The organism is Ramlibacter sp. (assembly GCF_036383835.1).
Lineage (GTDB): Bacteria > Pseudomonadota > Gammaproteobacteria > Burkholderiales > Burkholderiaceae_C > Ramlibacter.
Genome location: NZ_DASVNN010000110.1, coordinates 1 through 17151, shown reverse-complemented (window position 1 = coordinate 17151; position 17151 = coordinate 1). Strand labels below are relative to the sequence as shown.

The following is a 17151-nucleotide window of genomic DNA, read 5'->3' as shown; positions in this document are numbered from 1 at the left end:
GTCTGGAGTTTGCCCGCGCGCGGGCAAACTCCAGAGGAGTTCTTCGCGTGGCGGCGCCGGGATCCGACTTTCAGGTTTGCCCCCGTAGCGCGGAGCGCGAGGGGGACGCCGCCCCAGCGGGACCACACCGCGCGCCGCCTGACGCGACGCGCCCCGATGCCCAAAAGCGGGAAGCGGCGCAACAGCGCCGCTTCAAGACAAATGCCCTGGGTCCCCGCCTGCGCGGGGATGACGGCTTACCTCAGACCAGCCGCCGCACGCAGCGCCGCAGCCTTGTCGGTCCGTTCCCAGGTGAACTCGGGCTCCTCGCGGCCGAAGTGGCCGTAGGCCGCGGTCTTGCTGTAGATCGGGCGCAGCAGGTCCAGCATCTGGATGATGCCCTTCGGACGCAGGTCGAAGTGGTCGTGCACCAGCGACGCGATCTGGTCGTCGGGGATGACGCCCGTGCCTTCGGTGTAGACCGTCACGTTCATCGGCTTGGCCACGCCGATCGCATAGGCGACCTGGATCTGGCACTGGCGCGCCAGGCCCGCGGCCACGATGTTCTTGGCGACGTAGCGCGCGGCGTAGGCGGCCGAGCGGTCCACCTTGGACGGGTCCTTGCCGGAGAAGGCACCGCCGCCGTGCGGGCAGGCGCCGCCGTAGGTGTCGACGATGATCTTGCGGCCCGTGAGGCCGCAGTCGCCCTGGGGACCGCCGACCACGAAGCGGCCGGTCGGGTTGATCAGGTACTTCGTCTCCTTCAGCCATTCCTTCGGGAGCACCGGCTTGATGATCTCCTCGATCACCGCCTCGACGAACGCCGGCTTCATGTGCTTGCCGTCGCTCATCTCCGGGCTGTGCTGCGAGGACAGCACCACCGTGTCGATGCTGTGCGGCTTGCCGTCGACGTAGCGCATGGTGACCTGCGACTTCGCGTCGGGGCGCAGGAAGGGCAGGCGGCCGTCCTTGCGCAGCTGCGCCTGGCGCTCCACCAGGCGGTGCGCGTAGTAGATCGGCGCGGGCATCAGCACCGGCGTTTCGTCGCAGGCATAGCCGAACATCAGGCCCTGGTCGCCGGCGCCGGTGTTCAGGTGGTCGTCGGACGCATGGTCCACGCCCTGGGCGATGTCGTTGGACTGCTTGTCGTAGCAGACCATGACGGCGCAGCCCTTGTAGTCGATGCCGTATTCTGTGTTGTCGTAGCCGATGCGCTTGATCGTGTCGCGCGCCACCTGGATGTAGTCGACGTGCGCGTTGGTGGTGATCTCGCCCGCGAGCACCACCAGGCCGGTGTTGGCCAGGGTTTCGGCCGCGACGCGGCTGCGCGGGTCCTGCGCGAAGATCGCGTCGAGGATCGCGTCGGAGACCTGGTCGGCCAGTTTGTCGGGGTGGCCCTCCGAGACGGACTCGGAGGTGAAGAGGAAGTCGTTCGCCATTTGAATAAACTCCGTTGTTTGACTGAAGGCGCGTTGCCTTCAGCCGGAGCCTGGGCGAACGCTTTAGCAGAACTTTTTAACGTCGCCCTGCAAGTAGTTCCATAACTCGGCGACACGCAAATTCTAATCCGGGTGAAACGACTCCTGAAGCTGATATCGGGTTGGCCCTTACCGCTGCTGCACTTTTGCGGCGCCGGCGTGGGCTGGCTGGCCTTCCTGCTGTCCCCCACCTACCGCCGGCGGTTCCTCGAGAACGCCCGGCAGGCGGGCTACGGCTTCGGGCAGGTGCGCCGCGCCGTCGCGGAGGCCGGCCGCCTGGTGGCCGAGACGCCCCGGCTGTGGTTCGGAAGCACGCCCGCCGTGCAATGGGACCGCCCCGAGCTGATCGAGGCCCTGCGGGCTCAGGGCCGCGGCATCCTGTTCCTCACCCCCCACCTGGGGTGCTTCGAGGTCACGGCGCAGGCCTATGCGGCCCGTTTCGGCGCCATCACCGTGCTCTACCGGCCGGCGCGCAAGGAGTGGCTGCGCGAGCTGGTGGCCACCTCGCGCGACCGGCCGCGCATGAGCGCGGTGCCGACCAGCCTGGCCGGCGTGCGCCAGATGCTGCGCGCGCTGAGGGCGGGGGAGGCGGTGGGGCTGCTGCCGGACCAGGTGCCTCCCGCCGGGCTGGGCGTGTGGGCGCCGTTCTTCGGACGCGAGGCCTACACCATGACCCTGCCGGCGCGCCTGGCGCAGCAGACCGGCGCCGCGGTGCTGCTGGCCTGGGGCGAGCGCCTGCCCCGCGGCCGGGGCTACCGGGTGCACCTGCACGACCTCGAAGGCGATCTCCCGCGCGACCCGCAGGCGGCGGCGGCGCAGGTGAATGCCGCCATGGAGCGCCTGGTGCGCGCCGGACCCGACCAGTACCTCTGGGGCTATGCGCGCTACAAGCAGCCGCGCGAGGAACTTGTAACGTGATGAGCCGCCTCGGAATCTTCTTCATGCGCGCCATCGCGCCGCTGCCCCTGTCCTGGGTGCGGGCCATGGGCCGCGTCCTGGGCCTGCTGCTGCACGCGGTGGTGCTTTCGCGCCGCAAGGTCGTCGACACCAACCTGCGCCTGTGCTTCCCGCACTGGAGCGACGCGGAGCGCCGCCGCGTCACGCGCGAGGTGTTCGTCAACGTGGCCCAGTCCTTCCTCGATCGCGCCTGGCTGTGGCACGCCGAACCGGAGGTGGTGCGCCGCCGCGTGACGCTCACGGGCTCCGTGCACGAGCTCGCCGGCGGCGATCCGGCGATCGTCTTCGCGCCGCACTTCGTCGGGCTCGACGCCGGCGTGACCGGCCTCACGCAGCAGCTGCGGCGCCGCTTCATCGGCATCTACACGAAGCAGAGCAACGAGGTGGTGGACGCCTGGGTGCTGAAGGGCCGCCACCGCTTCGGCGGCGCGCGTCCCATGAGCCGCTCCGAGGGGGTGCGCGAGATCGTGTCGGCACTGCGTGCCGGCGACGTCATGTACCTGCTGCCGGACATGAACTTCGGGCCGGAGGAGTCGATCTTCGTGCCCTTCTACGGTATCCCGGCGGCCACGGTCCCCTCGCTCTCGCGCTTCGCGCGGCTCGGCCGCGCGAAGATCGTGCCGGTGGTGACCCGGCTCACGCCCGCGGGCTACGAGGTGCGCGTGCTGGACGCCTGGCCGGGGTTTCCCACCGGCGACGTCGAAGCGGACACCGCGCTCATGAACCTGCGCCTGCAGGGCTACATCGACGAGATGCCGGCCCAGTATTACTGGGTGCACAAGCGCTTCAAGACGCGCCCGCCCGGGGAGCCCGGCGTCTACTGAGCGAGGAACGCCGCGAGCCGCTGCGCGACGAATTGCGGCTGCTCGTGGACGATCCAGTGCGATGCGCCCGGCACCTTCTCCAGCGTGAGGTCCGGGACGTACTCCTCCAGGCCCTCCACCAGCTCCGGCAGCAGCGCCGCGTCCTCCATCGCCCACAGCACCAGCGCCGGGATGTCCACGGTGAGCATCTCGCGCGGCAGCGTGATGTTCGCCGCGGCGGGGTCCTCCGGGCGCGGCGGCCGCAGCGGCGAGGCGCGGTAGTAGTTCAGTCCGCCGGTGAGGCTGCGGTCCCACACCGCGCGGTACTGCTCCCGGACCGCATCGGTGAGCCAGGGCGTGCCGCCCAGGCTGGCAAAAAATTTCCACAGCCGCCGGTAGCCGTCTTCGCGCAGCAGGGCTTCGGCGTCGGGCCGCACCAGGAAGTTCATGTACTGGCTCGCCTGCCGCTGCGCGGGACTGGCCTGCAGCGCGCGCAGGAAGACGCCCGGGTGCGGCGAATTGATGATCGCCAGCCTGCGCGTGAGCGCGGCGTGCTGGTTGGCGAAGTTCCAGGCCACCGCGCCGCCCCAGTCGTGCGCCACCAGGCAGGCGAGCGGCGCGCCTTCCAACTGCGCCAGCGCCACGATGTCCTGCACCAGGTGCTTCGGGCGGTACGCCGAGACTTCCGCGGGTTGGGAAGAGGCCTCGTAGCCGCGCAGGTTCGGCGCCACGCAGCGGTAGCCGCCGTTGGCGGGCTGCGCGAAATGTTCCAGCAGCTCGTCCCAGACGAACGCCGCTTCGGGAAAGCCGTGCAGGAAGACCAGGACCGGGCGGCCGCGCTCCCCGGCGGCGCGGCAGCTGAGGGTGATGCCGTGCGGGAGCGCCTGCTGCCAGGTCTGGAGGGTCATGTCGATCCTGGTTCCGGTTCCGGGTGGGTCCACTGCCAGAGGAGCAGCGAGGCCTCCTCCACGCCCTGCCGCTTGAGGGCGGAGAACAGTTTCACCTCGCCGCCGCCCGTCTGCAGTCGCGCGATGGACAGCGCCTTGTTCTGCTCCGCCCGGTTGAGCTTGTCGGCCTTGGTCAGCAGCACCAGGAACTTGAGGCCTTCCTCCACGCGCGGGCGGATCACCTCCAGCAGGATCTCGTCGAGTTCGGTAAGTCCGTGGCGCGGGTCCACCAGCATGACCACGCCCATGAGGTTCTCGCGCGTGACGAGGTAGTTGGCCATCACCTGCTGCCAGCGGATCTTGTCGGCCTTGGGCACGGCGGCGTAGCCGTACCCGGGCAGGTCGGCGAGCACCGCGTCGGTCACGCCCTGCTTGCCGAGCGAGAACAGGTTGATCGCCTGCGTGCGGCCGGGCGTCTTCGAGGCGAAGGCCAGCCGTTTCTGCTGCGTGAGCGTGTTGATGGACGTCGATTTGCCGGCGTTGGACCGGCCGACGAAGGCGATCTCGGGCACGTCTCCCGGCGGCAGGTGTTCCAGCCGCGGCGCGGTGGTGAGGAAGCGGGCGGTGTGCAGCCAGGCCACGGCCTGCGCCGCGGCAGGCGATGTTGTTTGGGCGCGAGGGCCGGGCGGGGAGCTCATGGGGACGGGAAGTAGGGGGAGGGCGGCATTGTAGAATCCTCGGGTTTTGCGCCAATCATCAGTCCAATAACCGTGATCAAGACGCCCGTTACCCTGCTGCTGGCTGCCACGCTGGCCGTGTTCGCGCTTTCGACCTCGGCCCAGCACGCCGCGCCGGCCCCCGCCGCGCCCGCCAAGCCGGACATCGCCGCCGGCGACACGCGCTACAACTCGGTGTGCGCCGCCTGCCACGGCGCCGCGGGCAATTCCGGCACGCCGGCGAACCCGAAGCTGTCGCAGCAGCATCCCGAGTACATCGTCAAGCAGCTGACGGAGTTCAAGAGCGGCAAGCGCCCGAGCCCCATCATGCAGGGCTTCGCCTCGCAGCTGACCGACCAGGACATGAAGAACATCGCGGCCTACCTGGGCTCGCAGAAGTCCAAGGCCGGTTTCGCCAAGGACAAGGAACTGGTCGCGCTGGGCGAGAAGATCTACCGCGGCGGCATCCAGAACCGCCAGATGCCCGCCTGCGCCGGCTGCCACAGCCCCAACGGTGCCGGCATCCCCGCCCAGTACCCGCGCCTGTCCGGCCAGCATGCCGACTACACCGCCGGCCAGCTGGTCGCCTTCCGCGACGGCGCCCGCAAGAACAGCCCGCAGATGTCGCAGATCGCCTCCAAGCTCAACGATCGCGAGATCCGCGCCGTGGCGGACTACATCGCCGGATTGCGGTAAATGGCACGCCGGCTTGCGCCGGATCAACCGCGCTGTTGAACCAACCGCCGACAATCAACACCAATACGGGCGGGCACCTCTGAGGGGGGCCCGCCTTTTTTATTGATGACGAATTCTTCCGCCACCGCCACCGCCACCGCCGGTCCGCGCCCCGCGAGCCCTCCGCAGACGCTGCGCGGGCTGCTGGAGCTCGCGTCCTCCATGCGCTTCGCCATCTCGCTGCTGACGGTGATCTGCATCGCCTCGGTGATCGGCACGGTGCTGAAGCAGCAGGAACCGCTGCCCAATTACATCAACCAGTTCGGCCCGTTCTGGGCGGATCTGTTCATGGCGATCCGCCTGAACACGGTGTACAGCGCCTGGTGGTTCCTGCTGATCCTGGCCTTCCTGGTGACCAGCACTTCGCTGTGCATCGCGCGCAACACGCCCAAGATCGTCGCGGACCTGAAGGCCTACAAGGAAAACATCCGCGAGAACAGCCTGCTGGCCTTCCACCACCGCGCCGAAGGCACGCTGGCCGGCGCGCCGGAAGCCGAGGCGCATCGGGTGGGTGCGGCGCTGGCGAAGGCCGGCTGGAAAGTCCGGTTGCAGCAGCGTGCCACCGGCTGGATGGTCGCGGCCAAGGCCGGCGGCGCCAACAAGGTCGGCTACCTGGCCGCGCACTGCTCCATCGTGCTGATCTGCCTGGGCGGCCTGCTCGATGGCGACCTGATCGTGCGCGCGCAGATGCTGTGGGGCGGCAAGACGCCCTATGGCGGCGGCGGGATGATCTCGGAGGTGCCGGTGCAGCACCGGCTGCCCAGCACCAATCCCACCTTCCGCGGCAACCTGCCGGTGTCCGAGGGCACGCAGTCGTCCACCGCGATCCTGAACCAGTCCGACGGCATCCTGCTGCAGGAGCTGCCCTTCGCGATCGAGCTGAAGAAGTTCTCCATCGAACACTATTCGACGGGGATGCCCAAGCTGTTCGCGAGCGACATCGTGATCCACGACCGCGAGACGGGCGAGAAGGTCGATGCGCGGGTGGAAGTGAACCACCCGGTGCGCTATCGCGGCATCGAGATCTACCAGTCCGGTTTCGACGACGGCGGCTCCTCGGTGCGCCTGCAGTCGGTGCCCCTGGACGGCAGCGGCCAGGGCTTCGAGGTGCTCGGCACCATCGGGTCGTCCACCGAGCTCACGCGCGGCGGCGACCGCATGCGGCTGGAGTACACCGCCCTGCGCGTGATGAACGTGGAGAACCTGGGCGACGCCGGCGGCAGCGGCGCCGACGTGCGCAAGGTGGACCTGCGGTCCTCGCTCGACGCCCGCCTCGGCGCCGCCAACAAGGCGAACAGCAAGAAGCAGCTGCGCAACGTCGGCCCCAGCATCACCTACAAGCTGCGCGACGCCTCGGGCCAGGCGCGCGAGTTCCACAACTACATGCTGCCGGTGGACCTCGGCGACGGCGTGCCGCTGTTCCTGCTCGGGATGCGCGAGACCCCCGCCGATCCCTTCCGCTACCTGCGCATCCCCGCCGACGACAACGGCTCCCTCGACGGCTTCCTGCGCCTGCGCGCGGCGCTGGGCGATGCAGCCATGCGCGAGGCGGCGGTGCGCAACTACGCGCGCCTGGCCACCGATCCGGCGCGGCCCGAACTGGCGCAGCAGCTCACCGTGTCGGCGGCGCGCGCGCTGTCGCTGTTCGCGGGCGCGGAGGCCGGCTCCGGCAAGGCCGCCGGCGGCCTGCAGGCGGTGTCCGATTTCATCGAGACCAACGTGCCCGTGGCCGAGCGCGAGCGGGCCGGCGAGGTGCTGGTGCGCATCCTCAACGGCGCGCTGTTCGAGCTGGCGCAGCTCTCGCGCGAGAAGGCGGCCGCGAAGCCGCTGCCGCGCGACGACCGCACGCAGGCCTTCATGACGCAGGCGGTGCTGGCGCTCAGCGACGTGCACTCCTACCCGGTTCCGATGGCCTTCGAGCTCAAGGACTTCAAGCAGGTCCAGGCCAGCGTGTTCCAGGTGACCCGTTCGCCCGGCCACTACATCGTCTATCTCGGTTGCGCCTTGCTGATCCTGGGGGTTTTCGCCATGCTGTATGTTCGGGAACGCCGGGTCTGGGTGTGGCTCAGCCCCGCCCAGGAAGGTTCGCAAGCGCGCATGGCGCTCTCCAGCAACCGGAAGCTGCTGGACGTGGACCGTGAATTCCAACGGCTCCGGGACGCGCTGCTGGGAGACAAGCGATGAACACCGCCACCACCACCCTCACCCTGCACGAGGGCTACTTTTCCAGGCGCAGCCTGTTCGACTGGCTGTTCGCGCTGGTCGTCGCCGCCGGCGGCATCTACGCCTTCGCCAGGTACCAGTCGTACATGGACGTGTACGAGAAGGGCATCCTGCTCGGCGCGGTGCCCGCGGCGACCTGGATCGGCTGGTTCTGGCGGCCGCTGCGCACGCTGATGCTGGCGGTGGCCGGCTTCGCGCTGCTGGGCGTCGCCTCCTACCAGGGCGAGCTGGCGCGGGCCGACAACGTCTTCTGGCTCAAGTACTTCCTCTCCAGCCAGTCCGCCATCCTCTGGATGAGCGTGCTGTTCGTCATGAGCACGGTCTTCTACTGGGGCGGGATGATCGCGCGGGGACAGGGTTCCGCGTTCGAACTGCTCGGGTCGCGGCTCGCCTGGGTCGCCGTCGGCATGGCGCTGATCGGCACCATGGTGCGCTGGTACGAGAGCTACCTGCTCGGCCCGGACATCGGCCACATCCCCGTCAGCAACCTGTACGAAGTCTTCGTCCTGTTCTGCTGGCTGACGACGCTGTTCTACCTGTACTTCGAGGACCAGTACGGCACCCGCTCCATCGGCGCCTTCGTGATGCTGGTGGTGAGCGCCGCGGTCGGCTTCCTGGTCTGGTATTCGGTGGCGCGCGAGGCGCACGAGATCCAGCCGCTGGTGCCGGCCCTCAAGAGCTGGTGGATGAAGCTGCACGTGCCGGCCAACTTCGTCGGCTACGGCACCTTCGCGCTGTCCGCGATGGTGGCCTTCGCCTATCTCGTGAAGCAGCAGGCGGCGGAGACGCGCTGGTACAAGCTGGCGCCGCTGTGGATGCTGGGGATCGTGCTGTGCTTCGAGCCGGTCGTGTTCCGCCAGACCGCCGCGGGAAGCAGCAGCTACTGGATCGTCTACATGGGCGTGTCCGCGCTGATCGTCGCGGGCATCCTGTTCGGCCGCCGCCGCATCGCCGAACGCCTGCCGGCACTGGAAGTGCTGGACGACGTGATGTACAAGGCGATCGCCGTCGGCTTCGCCTTCTTCACCATCGCCACGGTGCTGGGCGCGCTGTGGGCCGCGGAAGCCTGGGGCGGCTACTGGAGCTGGGACCCCAAGGAGACCTGGGCGCTGATCGTCTGGCTCAATTACGCGGCCTGGCTGCACATGCGCCTGATGAAAGGCCTGCGCGGCACGGTGTCGGCGTGGTGGGCGCTGGTGGGGCTGGCGGTCACCACCTTCGCCTTCCTCGGGGTGAACATGTTCCTCTCGGGCCTGCACAGCTACGGCGAACTGTAAGAAAGGGACCTCCGGGTCCCTTTTTCGAATCCTTGCCGGGATTCGGTGCGTATCCACCAGCGACACAAGGAGAACTCCATGCTGATCAGGACGGGTCGTGACGGCTTCCAGCACCCGGTGACGAGCGAGATCACGCCGCGCGCGGTGTACGAGGACCGCCGGCGGCTGATGAAGTGGATGGCGACGGGCGCCGCCGGCGCGGCGCTGGCGGGCTGGGCGCAGCGCGAGGCGCTGGCGCAGCAGGTGCAGCGGCCCGGCAAGCTGGCCGCGCTGCAGGCGGTGCGCTCCGGCGTCGCCGGTGCCACGACCATGGAGAAGGTGACCGACTACAAGGACGCCACGAGCTACAACAACTTCTACGAGTTCGGCACCGACAAGGACGATCCGGCGAAGAACGCGCACACGCTCAAGCCCTCGCCGTGGACCGTGGAGATCGAGGGCCTGGTGAAGAAGCCCGGGCGCTATGCGCTCGAAGACCTGCTGAAGTGGAGCGCGCAGGAAGAGCGCGTCTACCGCCTGCGCTGCGTCGAGGGCTGGTCGATGGTGATCCCGTGGGTGGGCTATTCGTTCTCCAACGTGGCCAGGCGCGTCGAACCCCTGGGCAACGCGAAGTTCGTCGAGTTCATCACGCAGGCCGATCCCAAGACCATGCCTTTCGTGGGCTCGCGCGTGCTGGACTGGCCGTACGTCGAAGGCCTGCGGATGGACGAGGCCATGAACCCGCTGACGCTGCTCACGTTCGGCATGTATGGCGAGGTGCTGCCCAACCAGAACGGCGCGCCGGTGCGCATCGTGGTGCCGTGGAAGTACGGCTTCAAGAGCGGCAAGAGCCTGGTGAAGATCCGCTTCTCCGAGCAGATGCCCAAAACCGCCTGGAACAAGGCTGCCGCCAACGAGTACGGCTTCTATTCCAACGTGAACCCGAACGTGGACCATCCGCGCTGGTCGCAGGCCACCGAACGCCGCATCGGCGAGGACGGCCTGTTCGCCAAGAAGCGCAAGACGCTGGTGTTCAACGGCTACGAGGCGCAGGTCGGCCAGCTGTACGCCGGCATGGACCTCAAGAAGAACTACTGATGGCGCTCGCGCGCAAGTTGCTGCATCCCGCGGCCAAGCCGCTGGTGTTCGCGCTCTCGCTGCTGCCCTTCGCCTGGCTGCTGTTCGGCGCGTTCACCGACAACCTGGGCGCGAACCCGGCCGAATACCTGGAACGCGCGACGGGCGACTGGACGCTGCGCTTCCTGTGCCTGACGCTCGCCGTCACGCCGGTCCGCGTGATGGCGAACCTGCCGGCGCTCGCGCGCTTTCGCCGCATGCTGGGGCTCTTCACGTACTTCTACGTGGTGCTGCACCTCACCTGCTATGCCTGGTTCGACCAGGGCTTCGACATGGCGGAGATCGCCAAGGACATCGCCAAGCGGCCCTTCATCCTGGTGGGCTTCGCCGCCTTCCTGCTGCTGACGCCGCTGGCGGCGACGTCCTTCAACCGCGCGGTGAAAGCGATGGGCGCGAAGCGCTGGCAGGCGCTGCACCGCATCGTCTATGCAATCGCGCCGCTGGCGATCCTGCATTTCTTCTGGATGCGGGCGGCGAAGAACAACTTCGCCGAGGTGGCGGTGTACGCCGCGATCCTCGCCGTGCTGCTGGGGTGGCGGGTGTGGAACCGCCGGCGTTCGACGCAGGCAGCGGTGGGCACCAGGGGTGCCCACCCTACGAGAACGCCGGCACGGTAAACGTATTGGCGTAGGGTGGGCACCTCCGGTGCCCACCATCGTCACGGGAGCAGCTTCTCTTTCCTGAGCTGGTCCGCGATGTCCTCCCGCTCGCGGATCACCTGCGCCTTCGCGCCGTCCACCAGCACTTCCGCCGGCCGGCCGCGCGTGTTGTAGTTGCTGGACATCGCCATGCAGTACGCGCCCGCGGACAGCACGGCGAGCAGGTCGCCCGGCTTCACGTCCAGCGTGCGGTCGCGGCCCAGCCAGTCGCCGCTTTCGCACACCGGCCCCACCACGTCGTACACGTGGCCGGCTTCGGCCGTGCGCTGCAGCGGAACGATCGCGTGGAAAGCCTGGTACATGGCCGGGCGCGGCAGGTCGTTCATCGCCGCGTCGACGATCGCGAAGTTCTTCTGCTCGCCGGGCTTGAGGTACAGCACCTCGGTGACGCAGACGCCGGCGTTGCCCACCAGCGAGCGGCCCGGCTCGATCATGATCTGGCGCTCGCCGTAGCCGCGCGCATCCAGCAGCGCCAGCAGTTCCTTCCAGAGCGCATCGGCCGCCGGCGGCTGCTCGCCGTCGTAGGCGATGCCCAGGCCGCCGCCGAAATCGATGTGCAGCAGCGGGATGCCCGCGGATTCCACCGCGGCGACGAGGTCCAGCACGCGCTCCATCGCGTCGAGATACGGGCCCGTCTCGGTGATCTGCGACCCGATGTGGCAGTCGATGCCGACCACGCGCAGGCCCGGCAGCGAAGCCGCGCGGCGATACGCCCGCAGGGCGTCGCGGTGCGCGATGCCGAACTTGTTGCCCTTGAGGCCGGTGGAGATGTAGGGGTGCGTCTTGGGATCGACGTCCGGGTTGACGCGCAGGCTCACGGGCGCCTTCAAGCCCATCTCCGCCGCCACTTCGCTCAGCACCTCGAGTTCGGCCTCGCTCTCCACGTTGAAGCAGTGGATGCCGACGTCGAGCGCGCGGCGCATCTCGCGCCGGGTCTTGCCGACGCCGGAGAAGATGACGTCCTCGGCGCGGCCGCCCGCGGCGAGCACGCGTTCCAGCTCGCCGCCGGAGACGATGTCGAAGCCGCAGCCCGCCCTGGCGAACACCTGCAGGATGCCCAGCGAGGAGTTGGCCTTCAGCGCATAGAAGATCTTCGCCTTGCGGCCGGCGAAGCCGCGCTGGTAGGCGGCCAGCGCCGCCAGCATCGAGGCGCGCGAATAGACGAACAGCGGCGTGCCGTGGGTCCTGGCCAGCTCGGCCAGGCTCACGTCTTCCACGAACAGCGCGTCGCCCTGGTACCGGACGAACGGTGTGCCCGGCAGGGGGTGCGAACCGGCGCTCATGGATTGCGCACCGGGTTGGCCGTGCCGGTGGGCGGCACCGGGGCGGACGCGGCCGGATTGGGCGTCACGGCCGTGGACGGCGACAGCGTCTGCGGCAGCGTGGCGCGGCCGGCGGCGGCCTCGCCCGTCGGCAGGAAAAGCGGACCTTTCTGGCCGCAGGCGGCGAGCAGGGCGGCTGCCCCGGTAGCGACGATGGCCAGACCCCGGCGGCGGGCGGGGGTGCTGACTAGAATTTGGAGGACACCGAACATCTGGAAATTGTAATGACCGATCTGGAATACCTCGACCGCGCGGAAGCCCTGCTCGCCGCCGTCGAGGCAAGTTGCGATGGCATCAACGAGAGCACCGACGCCGACGTCGACAACCAGCGCGTCGGCGGCATGGTGACCCTGACCTTCGCCGACCGCAGCCAGATCATCGTCAACATGCAGAAGCCGCTGCAGGAAATCTGGATGGCTGCCCGGGCGGGCGGCTTCCACTACAAGTTCGACGGGCAGGCCTGGCGCGACACCAAAACGGCAAGCGAATTCTTCGCCGACCTGACCCAGTATGCGAGCCAGCAGGCCGGCCGGGCGCTGGAGTTCAGCGCCCGTTAGTTCCTGAACAGATCCAGGATGCTGCGGCGCTCCTCGCCGGGCGCGGGAGGCGGCGGCTGCATGGCGCGATCGCCCATCGGAGCGCCCGGCGACTGCTCGCCGGACGGGCCGGCGATGCGCGGGGCGCGCGGCTCGCCAACGCCGTTGCCGGTGCCGCTGCTGTCGGCGCCCGGCACCCCCAGGCTCGCCACGCCGTTGCCGCGCGCGTATTCCTCGTAGAACCATTCGCCGCCGACGTTGATCACGCCCTCGGGGGCGGACGGCTCCATCACCGGCACGCCCTTGAGGGCGGTGTCCATGAAGGAGATCCAGATCGGCAGGCTAAGGCCGCCGCCGGTTTCGCGGTCGCCCAGCGAGCGCGGCGTGTCGTAACCCATCCACACCACCGCCACCACCGTCGGGTTGAAGCCGTTGAACCAGGTGTCGATCGAGTCGTTGGTGGTGCCGGTCTTGCCGTACAGGTCGGGGCGCTTCAGGTCGCGCTGGGCGCGCGCCGCCGTGCCGGAGCGGGCGACCTCCTGCAGCAGGCGGTCCATCATGAAGGCGTTGCGGGCATCGATGGCGCGCATCGATTCGTTCAGCAGCGGCGGCTGGCTTTCCACCAGCGGCTTGCCCTTGAAGTCGGTGATGCGCGTGATCAGCCACGGGTTCACGCGGTAGCCGCCGTTGGCGAACACGGCGTAGCCGGTGGCCATCTGCATGGGCGTCACCGAGCCGGCGCCCAGCGCCATGGTCAGGTAGGCCGGGTGCTTCTCGGCATCGAAGCCGAAGCGGCTGATCCAGTCCTGCGCGTTCTGCGGTCCCACGGCCTGCAGGATCCGGATCGACACCATGTTCTTGGACTTGGCCAGCGCCGTGTGCAGCGGCATCGGGCCCTCGAACTTGCCGTCGTAGTTCTTGGGCTCCCAGGGCTGGCCGCCGGTCACGCCGGAATCGAAGAACAGCGGGCTGTCGTTGACGATGGTGGAGGGCCCGAAGCCCTTTTCCAGCGCCGCGGAGTAGATGAAGGGCTTGAAGCCCGAGCCGGGCTGGCGCCAGGCCTGCGTGACGTGGTTGAACTTGTTCTTGTTGAAGTCGAAGCCGCCGACCATGGCGCGGATCCCGCCGTCGCGCGGGTCGAGGGCGATGAAGGCGCCTTCCACTTCGGGGAGCTGGGTGATCTCCCAGGTGTCCTTGGGCGTCTTCATCACGCGGATCACGGCGCCGCGGCGGATCTTGATCTTGGGCGTGGCCTTGTCCGAGAGGCCCGAACGCGCGGCTTCCAGGCCGGCGCCGACGATCTCGAAGCGGTCGCCGTTGCCGCGCACCGCCACGATCTTCTTCGGGTTGACTTCCAGCACCACGGCGGCCATCACGTCGCCGTTGTCCGGATGTTCGGCCAGCGCGTCGTCGATCGCGTCGTCCAGCTCCTTGGGATCGGCCGGCAGGTCGACGAAGCGCTCGGGGCCGCGGTAGATCTGGCGCTTCTCGTAGTCCATGATGCCCTTGCGCAGGGCCTTGTACGCCGCTTCCTGTTCGTTGGCCTTCACCGTCGTGTAGACGTTCAGGCCGCGGGTGTAGGTCTCGTCGCCGTACTGCGCGTAGACCAGCTGGCGCACCGTCTCGGCGATGTACTCGGCGCGGACCGGGGTCTGCTGGGCGCCGGTGCGCACGCGCAGTTCCTGCTTCTTGGCGGCCGCGGCCTCCTCGGCGGTGATGAAACCGTTGTCCTCCATCCGTTCGATGATGTACAGCTGCCGGGTCCGCGCGCGCGTCGGATTGGAGATGGGGTTGTAGGCCGACGGTGCCTTGGGCAGGCCCGCGAGCATCGCCGCCTCGGCGATCGTCAGGTCCTTCATCGGCTTGCCGAAATACGCCTCCGAGGCCGCCGCGAAACCGTAGGCGCGGTTGCCCAGGAAGATCTGGTTCATGTAGATCTCGAGGATCTGGTCCTTCGTCAGCAGGTGTTCCAGCTTGAAGGTCAGGAGCACCTCGTAGAGCTTGCGGGTGAAGGTCTTCTCGGAGGAGAGGTAGACGTTGCGCGCCACCTGCATGGTGATCGTCGAGGCGCCCTGGCTCTTGGCCCGGCCCAGGTTGGCGATGCCGGCGCGCATCAGGCCCTTGTAGTCCACCCCGTGGTGCTGGTAGAAGCGCGAGTCCTCGATCGCCAGCACGGCGTTCTTCATGACGGCCGGGATCTCGGCGATCGGCGTCAGGTTGCGGCGCTCCTCGCCGAATTCCCCGATCAGCACGCCGTCGGCGCTGAACACGCGCAGCGGCAGCTTGGGCCGGTAGTCCGAGAGGTCGCCGATGTCGGGCAGGTTGGGATAGGCGACGGCCAGGGCGACGCCGGCGACCGTGGCCCCGACCGCGAACAGCGCGAACAGCAGGCCGAACGCCCAGCCGAAGGATTTCAGCAGGAAACGTTGCCAGAACGGGCGGCGCGGCGCGGCGCCGGGAGCGTCGCGAGAGGGATCGTCAGCCATAAAACTCCATTGGGCGGCCCGGGGCGCCCATTATAAAAATGCCTTCATCTGAGCCGACCGGCTGGCATCCGGTTCCGTCACGCGCGTCGGATGCACGCTTGCGGGGGCCTCGCGGCACATGGTAAAGCGCAGCCAAGTATGGCACTCCAGCTCGTCGGCTTTTGACAACGGACGCTTCCCCTTTGCGCCGAAATTCCTTTGTCCGACAAGGATGTTACGGCTAGCATTGAAGTGGAATCTTAAGTTCGTTACGCCTTGACACGAGGCGTCGTAGGAGACGGGTTTGACCTTATTCGGCTCTCTGTTCGGCAGCAAGTCCGGACCCCTGCTGGGCCTGGACATCAGCTCTTCCAGCGTGAAGCTGGTCGAACTCGGCCTGGCCAAGAACGGCGGCTACATCCTGGAGCGCTGCGCCATCGAGCCGCTGGAACGCGGCTGGATCAACGACGGCAACGTCGAGAAGTTCGACGAAGTGGCCGAGGCCATGCGCCGCGTCGTCAAGAAGAGCGGCACCCGCACCAAGAACGTCGCCATGGCGCTGCCGGCATCGGCCGTGATCACCAAGAAGATCGTCCTGCCCGGCGGCATGTCGGACCAGGAGCTGGAGATCCAGGTCGAGACCGAGGCCAACCAGTACATCCCCTTCTCGCTCGACGAGGTGAGCCTGGATTTCTGCGTCGTCGGCCCCAGCAGCACCTCCAGCGGCGACGTCGAGGTGCTGATCGCCGCCTCCCGCAAGGAAAAGGTGCAGGACCGCCAGGGCCTGGCCGAAGCAGCGGGCCTGAAGCCCGTGATCATCGACGTCGAATCCTATGCGTCACGCCTGGCCGCCGGCCGGCTGATCAGCAACCTGCCGCTGGAAGGCAAGGACCAGCTGGTCGCCCTGTTCGAGGTCGGCGCGTCCACCACCAGCATGCAGGTGATCCGCAACGACGAGGTGCTGTACGACCGCGACCAGGCCTTCGGCGGCGCCCAGCTCACCCAGCTGATCGTGCGGCAGTACGGTTTCTCGGCCGAGGAGGCGGAAGCCAAGAAGCGCAGCGGCGAGCTGCCCGAGGACTACGAGCACGGGGTGCTGCGTCCCTTCGTCGACAGCATGGCGCAGGAAGTCGCCCGTGCCCTGCAGTTCTTCTTCACCAGCACGCCGCACAACCGCATCGACCACATCATGGTGGCCGGCGGCTCCGCGGCGCTGCCCGGGCTGAGCGAGGCCATCACGGCCCAGACCTCGTTCCCCTGTGCCCTGGCCGACCCGTTCCAGGGCATGCAGTTCGGCGACGCCGTGCGCGAGAAGAAGGTCCGCCGCGAGGCGCCCTCGTACCTCACCTCGTGCGGCCTCGCCATGCGGAGGTTCCTGCAGTGATCCTGATCAACCTGTTGCCGCACCGCGAGGCGGCACGCAAGCGTCGCCGCGAGACGTTCTACGCGGGGCTCGGCGCGTCCGCCGTCGCGGGCGCGTTGATCGCCGGCGGCATCTACCTCTGGTACGCGGCGCAGATCTCGGCGCAGGAGGACCGCAACCTGGTCCTGAAGAACGAGATCAAGCGGCTGGAAGCCCAGATCAAGGACATCGCCGCCCTGCAGGAGGAGATCGCCGCGCTGCGCGCCCGCCAGCAGGCGGTGGAAGACCTGCAGGCCAACCGCAACATGCCGGTGTACCTGCTCAACGACATGGTGCGCCTGCTGCCGGACGGCGTGTACCTCACGGCCATGAAGCAGACCAACGACAGCGTCGCCTTCGTCGGTGTCGCCCAGTCCAACGAGCGGGTCTCCGAGCTGCTGCGCAACCTGGCGAGCGGCAGCCCCTGGATCACCAAGCCCGAGCTCATCGAGATCGTGGCGGGCTCCGTCACGCTGCCGCCCAAGGATGTGCGCAGGATCTACAACTACAAGATGACGGTGAAGCTGGTGCGCGCCGTCGACGCCCAGAAGGCGGCCTCGGCGGCTTCAGCGGCAGCGGCGGCCGCCGGCGCGTCG

Annotated in this window: 16 protein-coding genes; 10 read left to right on the top strand and 6 right to left on the bottom strand. The window is 68.4% G+C overall.

Annotated features, from left to right (window positions below):
• Positions 1–236: 236 nt before the first annotated feature.
• Positions 237–1418, bottom strand: coding sequence for a methionine adenosyltransferase (gene metK, locus VF522_RS17565; protein ID WP_330909590.1), 1182 nt, complete (start codon positions 1416–1418; stop codon positions 237–239).
• Between the two features lie 132 nt (positions 1419–1550).
• Between metK and VF522_RS17560 the strand changes: the two genes are divergently transcribed.
• Positions 1551–2375: a lysophospholipid acyltransferase family protein gene (locus tag VF522_RS17560; protein ID WP_330909589.1), complete on the top strand. Its 825-nt coding sequence runs from the start codon at positions 1551–1553 to the stop codon at positions 2373–2375.
• Positions 2375–3238: a lipid A biosynthesis acyltransferase gene (locus VF522_RS17555; RefSeq protein WP_330909588.1), complete on the top strand. Its 864-nt coding sequence runs from the start codon at positions 2375–2377 to the stop codon at positions 3236–3238. The genes VF522_RS17560 and VF522_RS17555 overlap by 1 nt, the downstream gene beginning before the upstream one ends.
• On the opposite strand, the gene VF522_RS17550 is transcribed toward VF522_RS17555, so the two are convergent.
• Positions 3232–4125 carry an alpha/beta hydrolase gene (locus tag VF522_RS17550; RefSeq protein ID WP_330909587.1) on the bottom strand — a complete coding sequence of 298 codons (894 nt, stop codon included), beginning with the start codon at positions 4123–4125 and terminating at the stop codon, positions 3232–3234. The genes VF522_RS17555 and VF522_RS17550 overlap by 7 nt on opposite strands.
• Positions 4122–4802 carry a ribosome biogenesis GTP-binding protein YihA/YsxC gene (yihA, locus tag VF522_RS17545; protein ID WP_330909586.1) on the bottom strand — a complete coding sequence of 227 codons (681 nt, stop codon included), beginning with the start codon at positions 4800–4802 and terminating at the stop codon, positions 4122–4124. The genes VF522_RS17550 and yihA overlap by 4 nt, the downstream gene beginning before the upstream one ends.
• Positions 4803–4877: 75 nt before the next feature.
• On the opposite strand from yihA, the gene VF522_RS17540 reads away from it, so the two are divergent.
• The 5 genes from VF522_RS17540 to VF522_RS17520 all read left to right on the top strand — a co-directional run bounded on the left by VF522_RS17540 (position 4878) and on the right by VF522_RS17520 (position 10788).
• Complete coding sequence (locus VF522_RS17540) at positions 4878–5516, top strand: c-type cytochrome (protein WP_330909592.1); 639 nt, start codon at positions 4878–4880, stop codon at positions 5514–5516.
• 105 nt (positions 5517–5621) lie between these two features.
• The gene (locus tag VF522_RS17535) at positions 5622–7739 is read left to right on the top strand and encodes a cytochrome c biogenesis protein ResB (RefSeq protein ID WP_414709554.1); all 2118 of its coding nucleotides are present in this window, start codon (positions 5622–5624) and stop codon (positions 7737–7739) included.
• Positions 7736–9055 (top strand): c-type cytochrome biogenesis protein CcsB, encoded by a 1320-nt coding sequence (ccsB, locus tag VF522_RS17530; RefSeq protein ID WP_330909585.1) that lies wholly within the window; start codon positions 7736–7738, stop codon positions 9053–9055. Before VF522_RS17535 ends, ccsB begins: the two co-directional genes overlap by 4 nt.
• 78 nt (positions 9056–9133) lie before the next feature.
• Entirely contained in the window at positions 9134–10132 is a 999-nt protein-coding gene (msrP, locus tag VF522_RS17525; RefSeq protein WP_330909584.1) for a protein-methionine-sulfoxide reductase catalytic subunit MsrP, read from the top strand.
• Positions 10132–10788 (top strand): protein-methionine-sulfoxide reductase heme-binding subunit MsrQ, encoded by a 657-nt coding sequence (locus VF522_RS17520; protein ID WP_330909583.1) that lies wholly within the window; start codon positions 10132–10134, stop codon positions 10786–10788. Before msrP ends, VF522_RS17520 begins: the two co-directional genes overlap by 1 nt.
• Before the next feature lie 41 nt (positions 10789–10829).
• On the opposite strand, the gene lysA is transcribed toward VF522_RS17520, so the two are convergent.
• Both lysA and lptM read right to left on the bottom strand, forming a co-directional pair.
• Entirely contained in the window at positions 10830–12113 is a 1284-nt protein-coding gene (gene lysA, locus VF522_RS17515; RefSeq protein ID WP_330909582.1) for a diaminopimelate decarboxylase, read from the bottom strand.
• Positions 12110–12364 carry an LPS translocon maturation chaperone LptM gene (gene lptM / locus VF522_RS17510; RefSeq protein ID WP_330909581.1) on the bottom strand — a complete coding sequence of 85 codons (255 nt, stop codon included), beginning with the start codon at positions 12362–12364 and terminating at the stop codon, positions 12110–12112. Before lptM ends, lysA begins: the two co-directional genes overlap by 4 nt.
• A 12-nt stretch (positions 12365–12376) precedes the next feature.
• On the opposite strand from lptM, the gene cyaY reads away from it, so the two are divergent.
• Positions 12377–12709, top strand: a complete 333-nt coding sequence (cyaY, locus tag VF522_RS17505; protein ID WP_330909580.1) for an iron donor protein CyaY — start codon at positions 12377–12379, stop codon at positions 12707–12709.
• Here the strand turns inward: cyaY and VF522_RS17500 are convergent.
• Positions 12706–15174, bottom strand: a complete 2469-nt coding sequence (locus VF522_RS17500) for a penicillin-binding protein 1A (protein ID WP_330909579.1) — start codon at positions 15172–15174, stop codon at positions 12706–12708. The genes cyaY and VF522_RS17500 overlap by 4 nt on opposite strands.
• Before the next feature lie 283 nt (positions 15175–15457).
• Between VF522_RS17500 and VF522_RS17495 the strand changes: the two genes are divergently transcribed.
• A complete protein-coding gene (locus VF522_RS17495; RefSeq protein WP_330909578.1) occupies positions 15458–16537 on the top strand; it encodes a pilus assembly protein PilM in 1080 nt (359 codons plus the stop codon).
• Positions 16534–17151 (top strand): PilN domain-containing protein (locus tag VF522_RS17490; protein WP_330909577.1); only part of this gene is annotated, 618 nt, incomplete at its 3' end. The genes VF522_RS17495 and VF522_RS17490, both read left to right, overlap by 4 nt.

What these genes read in the sequence shown, in the direction of transcription:
- metK (WP_330909590.1), bottom strand. Translation starts at nt 1,418, where the DNA reads ATGGCGAACGACTTCCTCTTCACCTCCGAGTCCGTCTCGGAGGGCCAC.
- VF522_RS17555 (WP_330909588.1), top strand. Translation starts at nt 2,375, where the DNA reads ATGAGCCGCCTCGGAATCTTCTTCATGCGCGCCATCGCGCCGCTGCCC.
- VF522_RS17550 (WP_330909587.1), bottom strand. Translation starts at nt 4,125, where the DNA reads ATGACCCTCCAGACCTGGCAGCAGGCGCTCCCGCACGGCATCACCCTC.
- yihA (WP_330909586.1), bottom strand. Translation starts at nt 4,802, where the DNA reads ATGAGCTCCCCGCCCGGCCCTCGCGCCCAAACAACATCGCCTGCCGCG.
- VF522_RS17535 (WP_414709554.1), top strand. Translation starts at nt 5,622, where the DNA reads ATGACGAATTCTTCCGCCACCGCCACCGCCACCGCCGGTCCGCGCCCC.
- ccsB (WP_330909585.1), top strand. Translation starts at nt 7,736, where the DNA reads ATGAACACCGCCACCACCACCCTCACCCTGCACGAGGGCTACTTTTCC.
- msrP (WP_330909584.1), top strand. Translation starts at nt 9,134, where the DNA reads ATGCTGATCAGGACGGGTCGTGACGGCTTCCAGCACCCGGTGACGAGC.
- VF522_RS17520 (WP_330909583.1), top strand. Translation starts at nt 10,132, where the DNA reads ATGGCGCTCGCGCGCAAGTTGCTGCATCCCGCGGCCAAGCCGCTGGTG.
- lysA (WP_330909582.1), bottom strand. Translation starts at nt 12,113, where the DNA reads ATGAGCGCCGGTTCGCACCCCCTGCCGGGCACACCGTTCGTCCGGTAC.
- lptM (WP_330909581.1), bottom strand. Translation starts at nt 12,364, where the DNA reads ATGTTCGGTGTCCTCCAAATTCTAGTCAGCACCCCCGCCCGCCGCCGG.
- cyaY (WP_330909580.1), top strand. Translation starts at nt 12,377, where the DNA reads ATGACCGATCTGGAATACCTCGACCGCGCGGAAGCCCTGCTCGCCGCC.
- VF522_RS17500 (WP_330909579.1), bottom strand. Translation starts at nt 15,174, where the DNA reads ATGGCTGACGATCCCTCTCGCGACGCTCCCGGCGCCGCGCCGCGCCGC.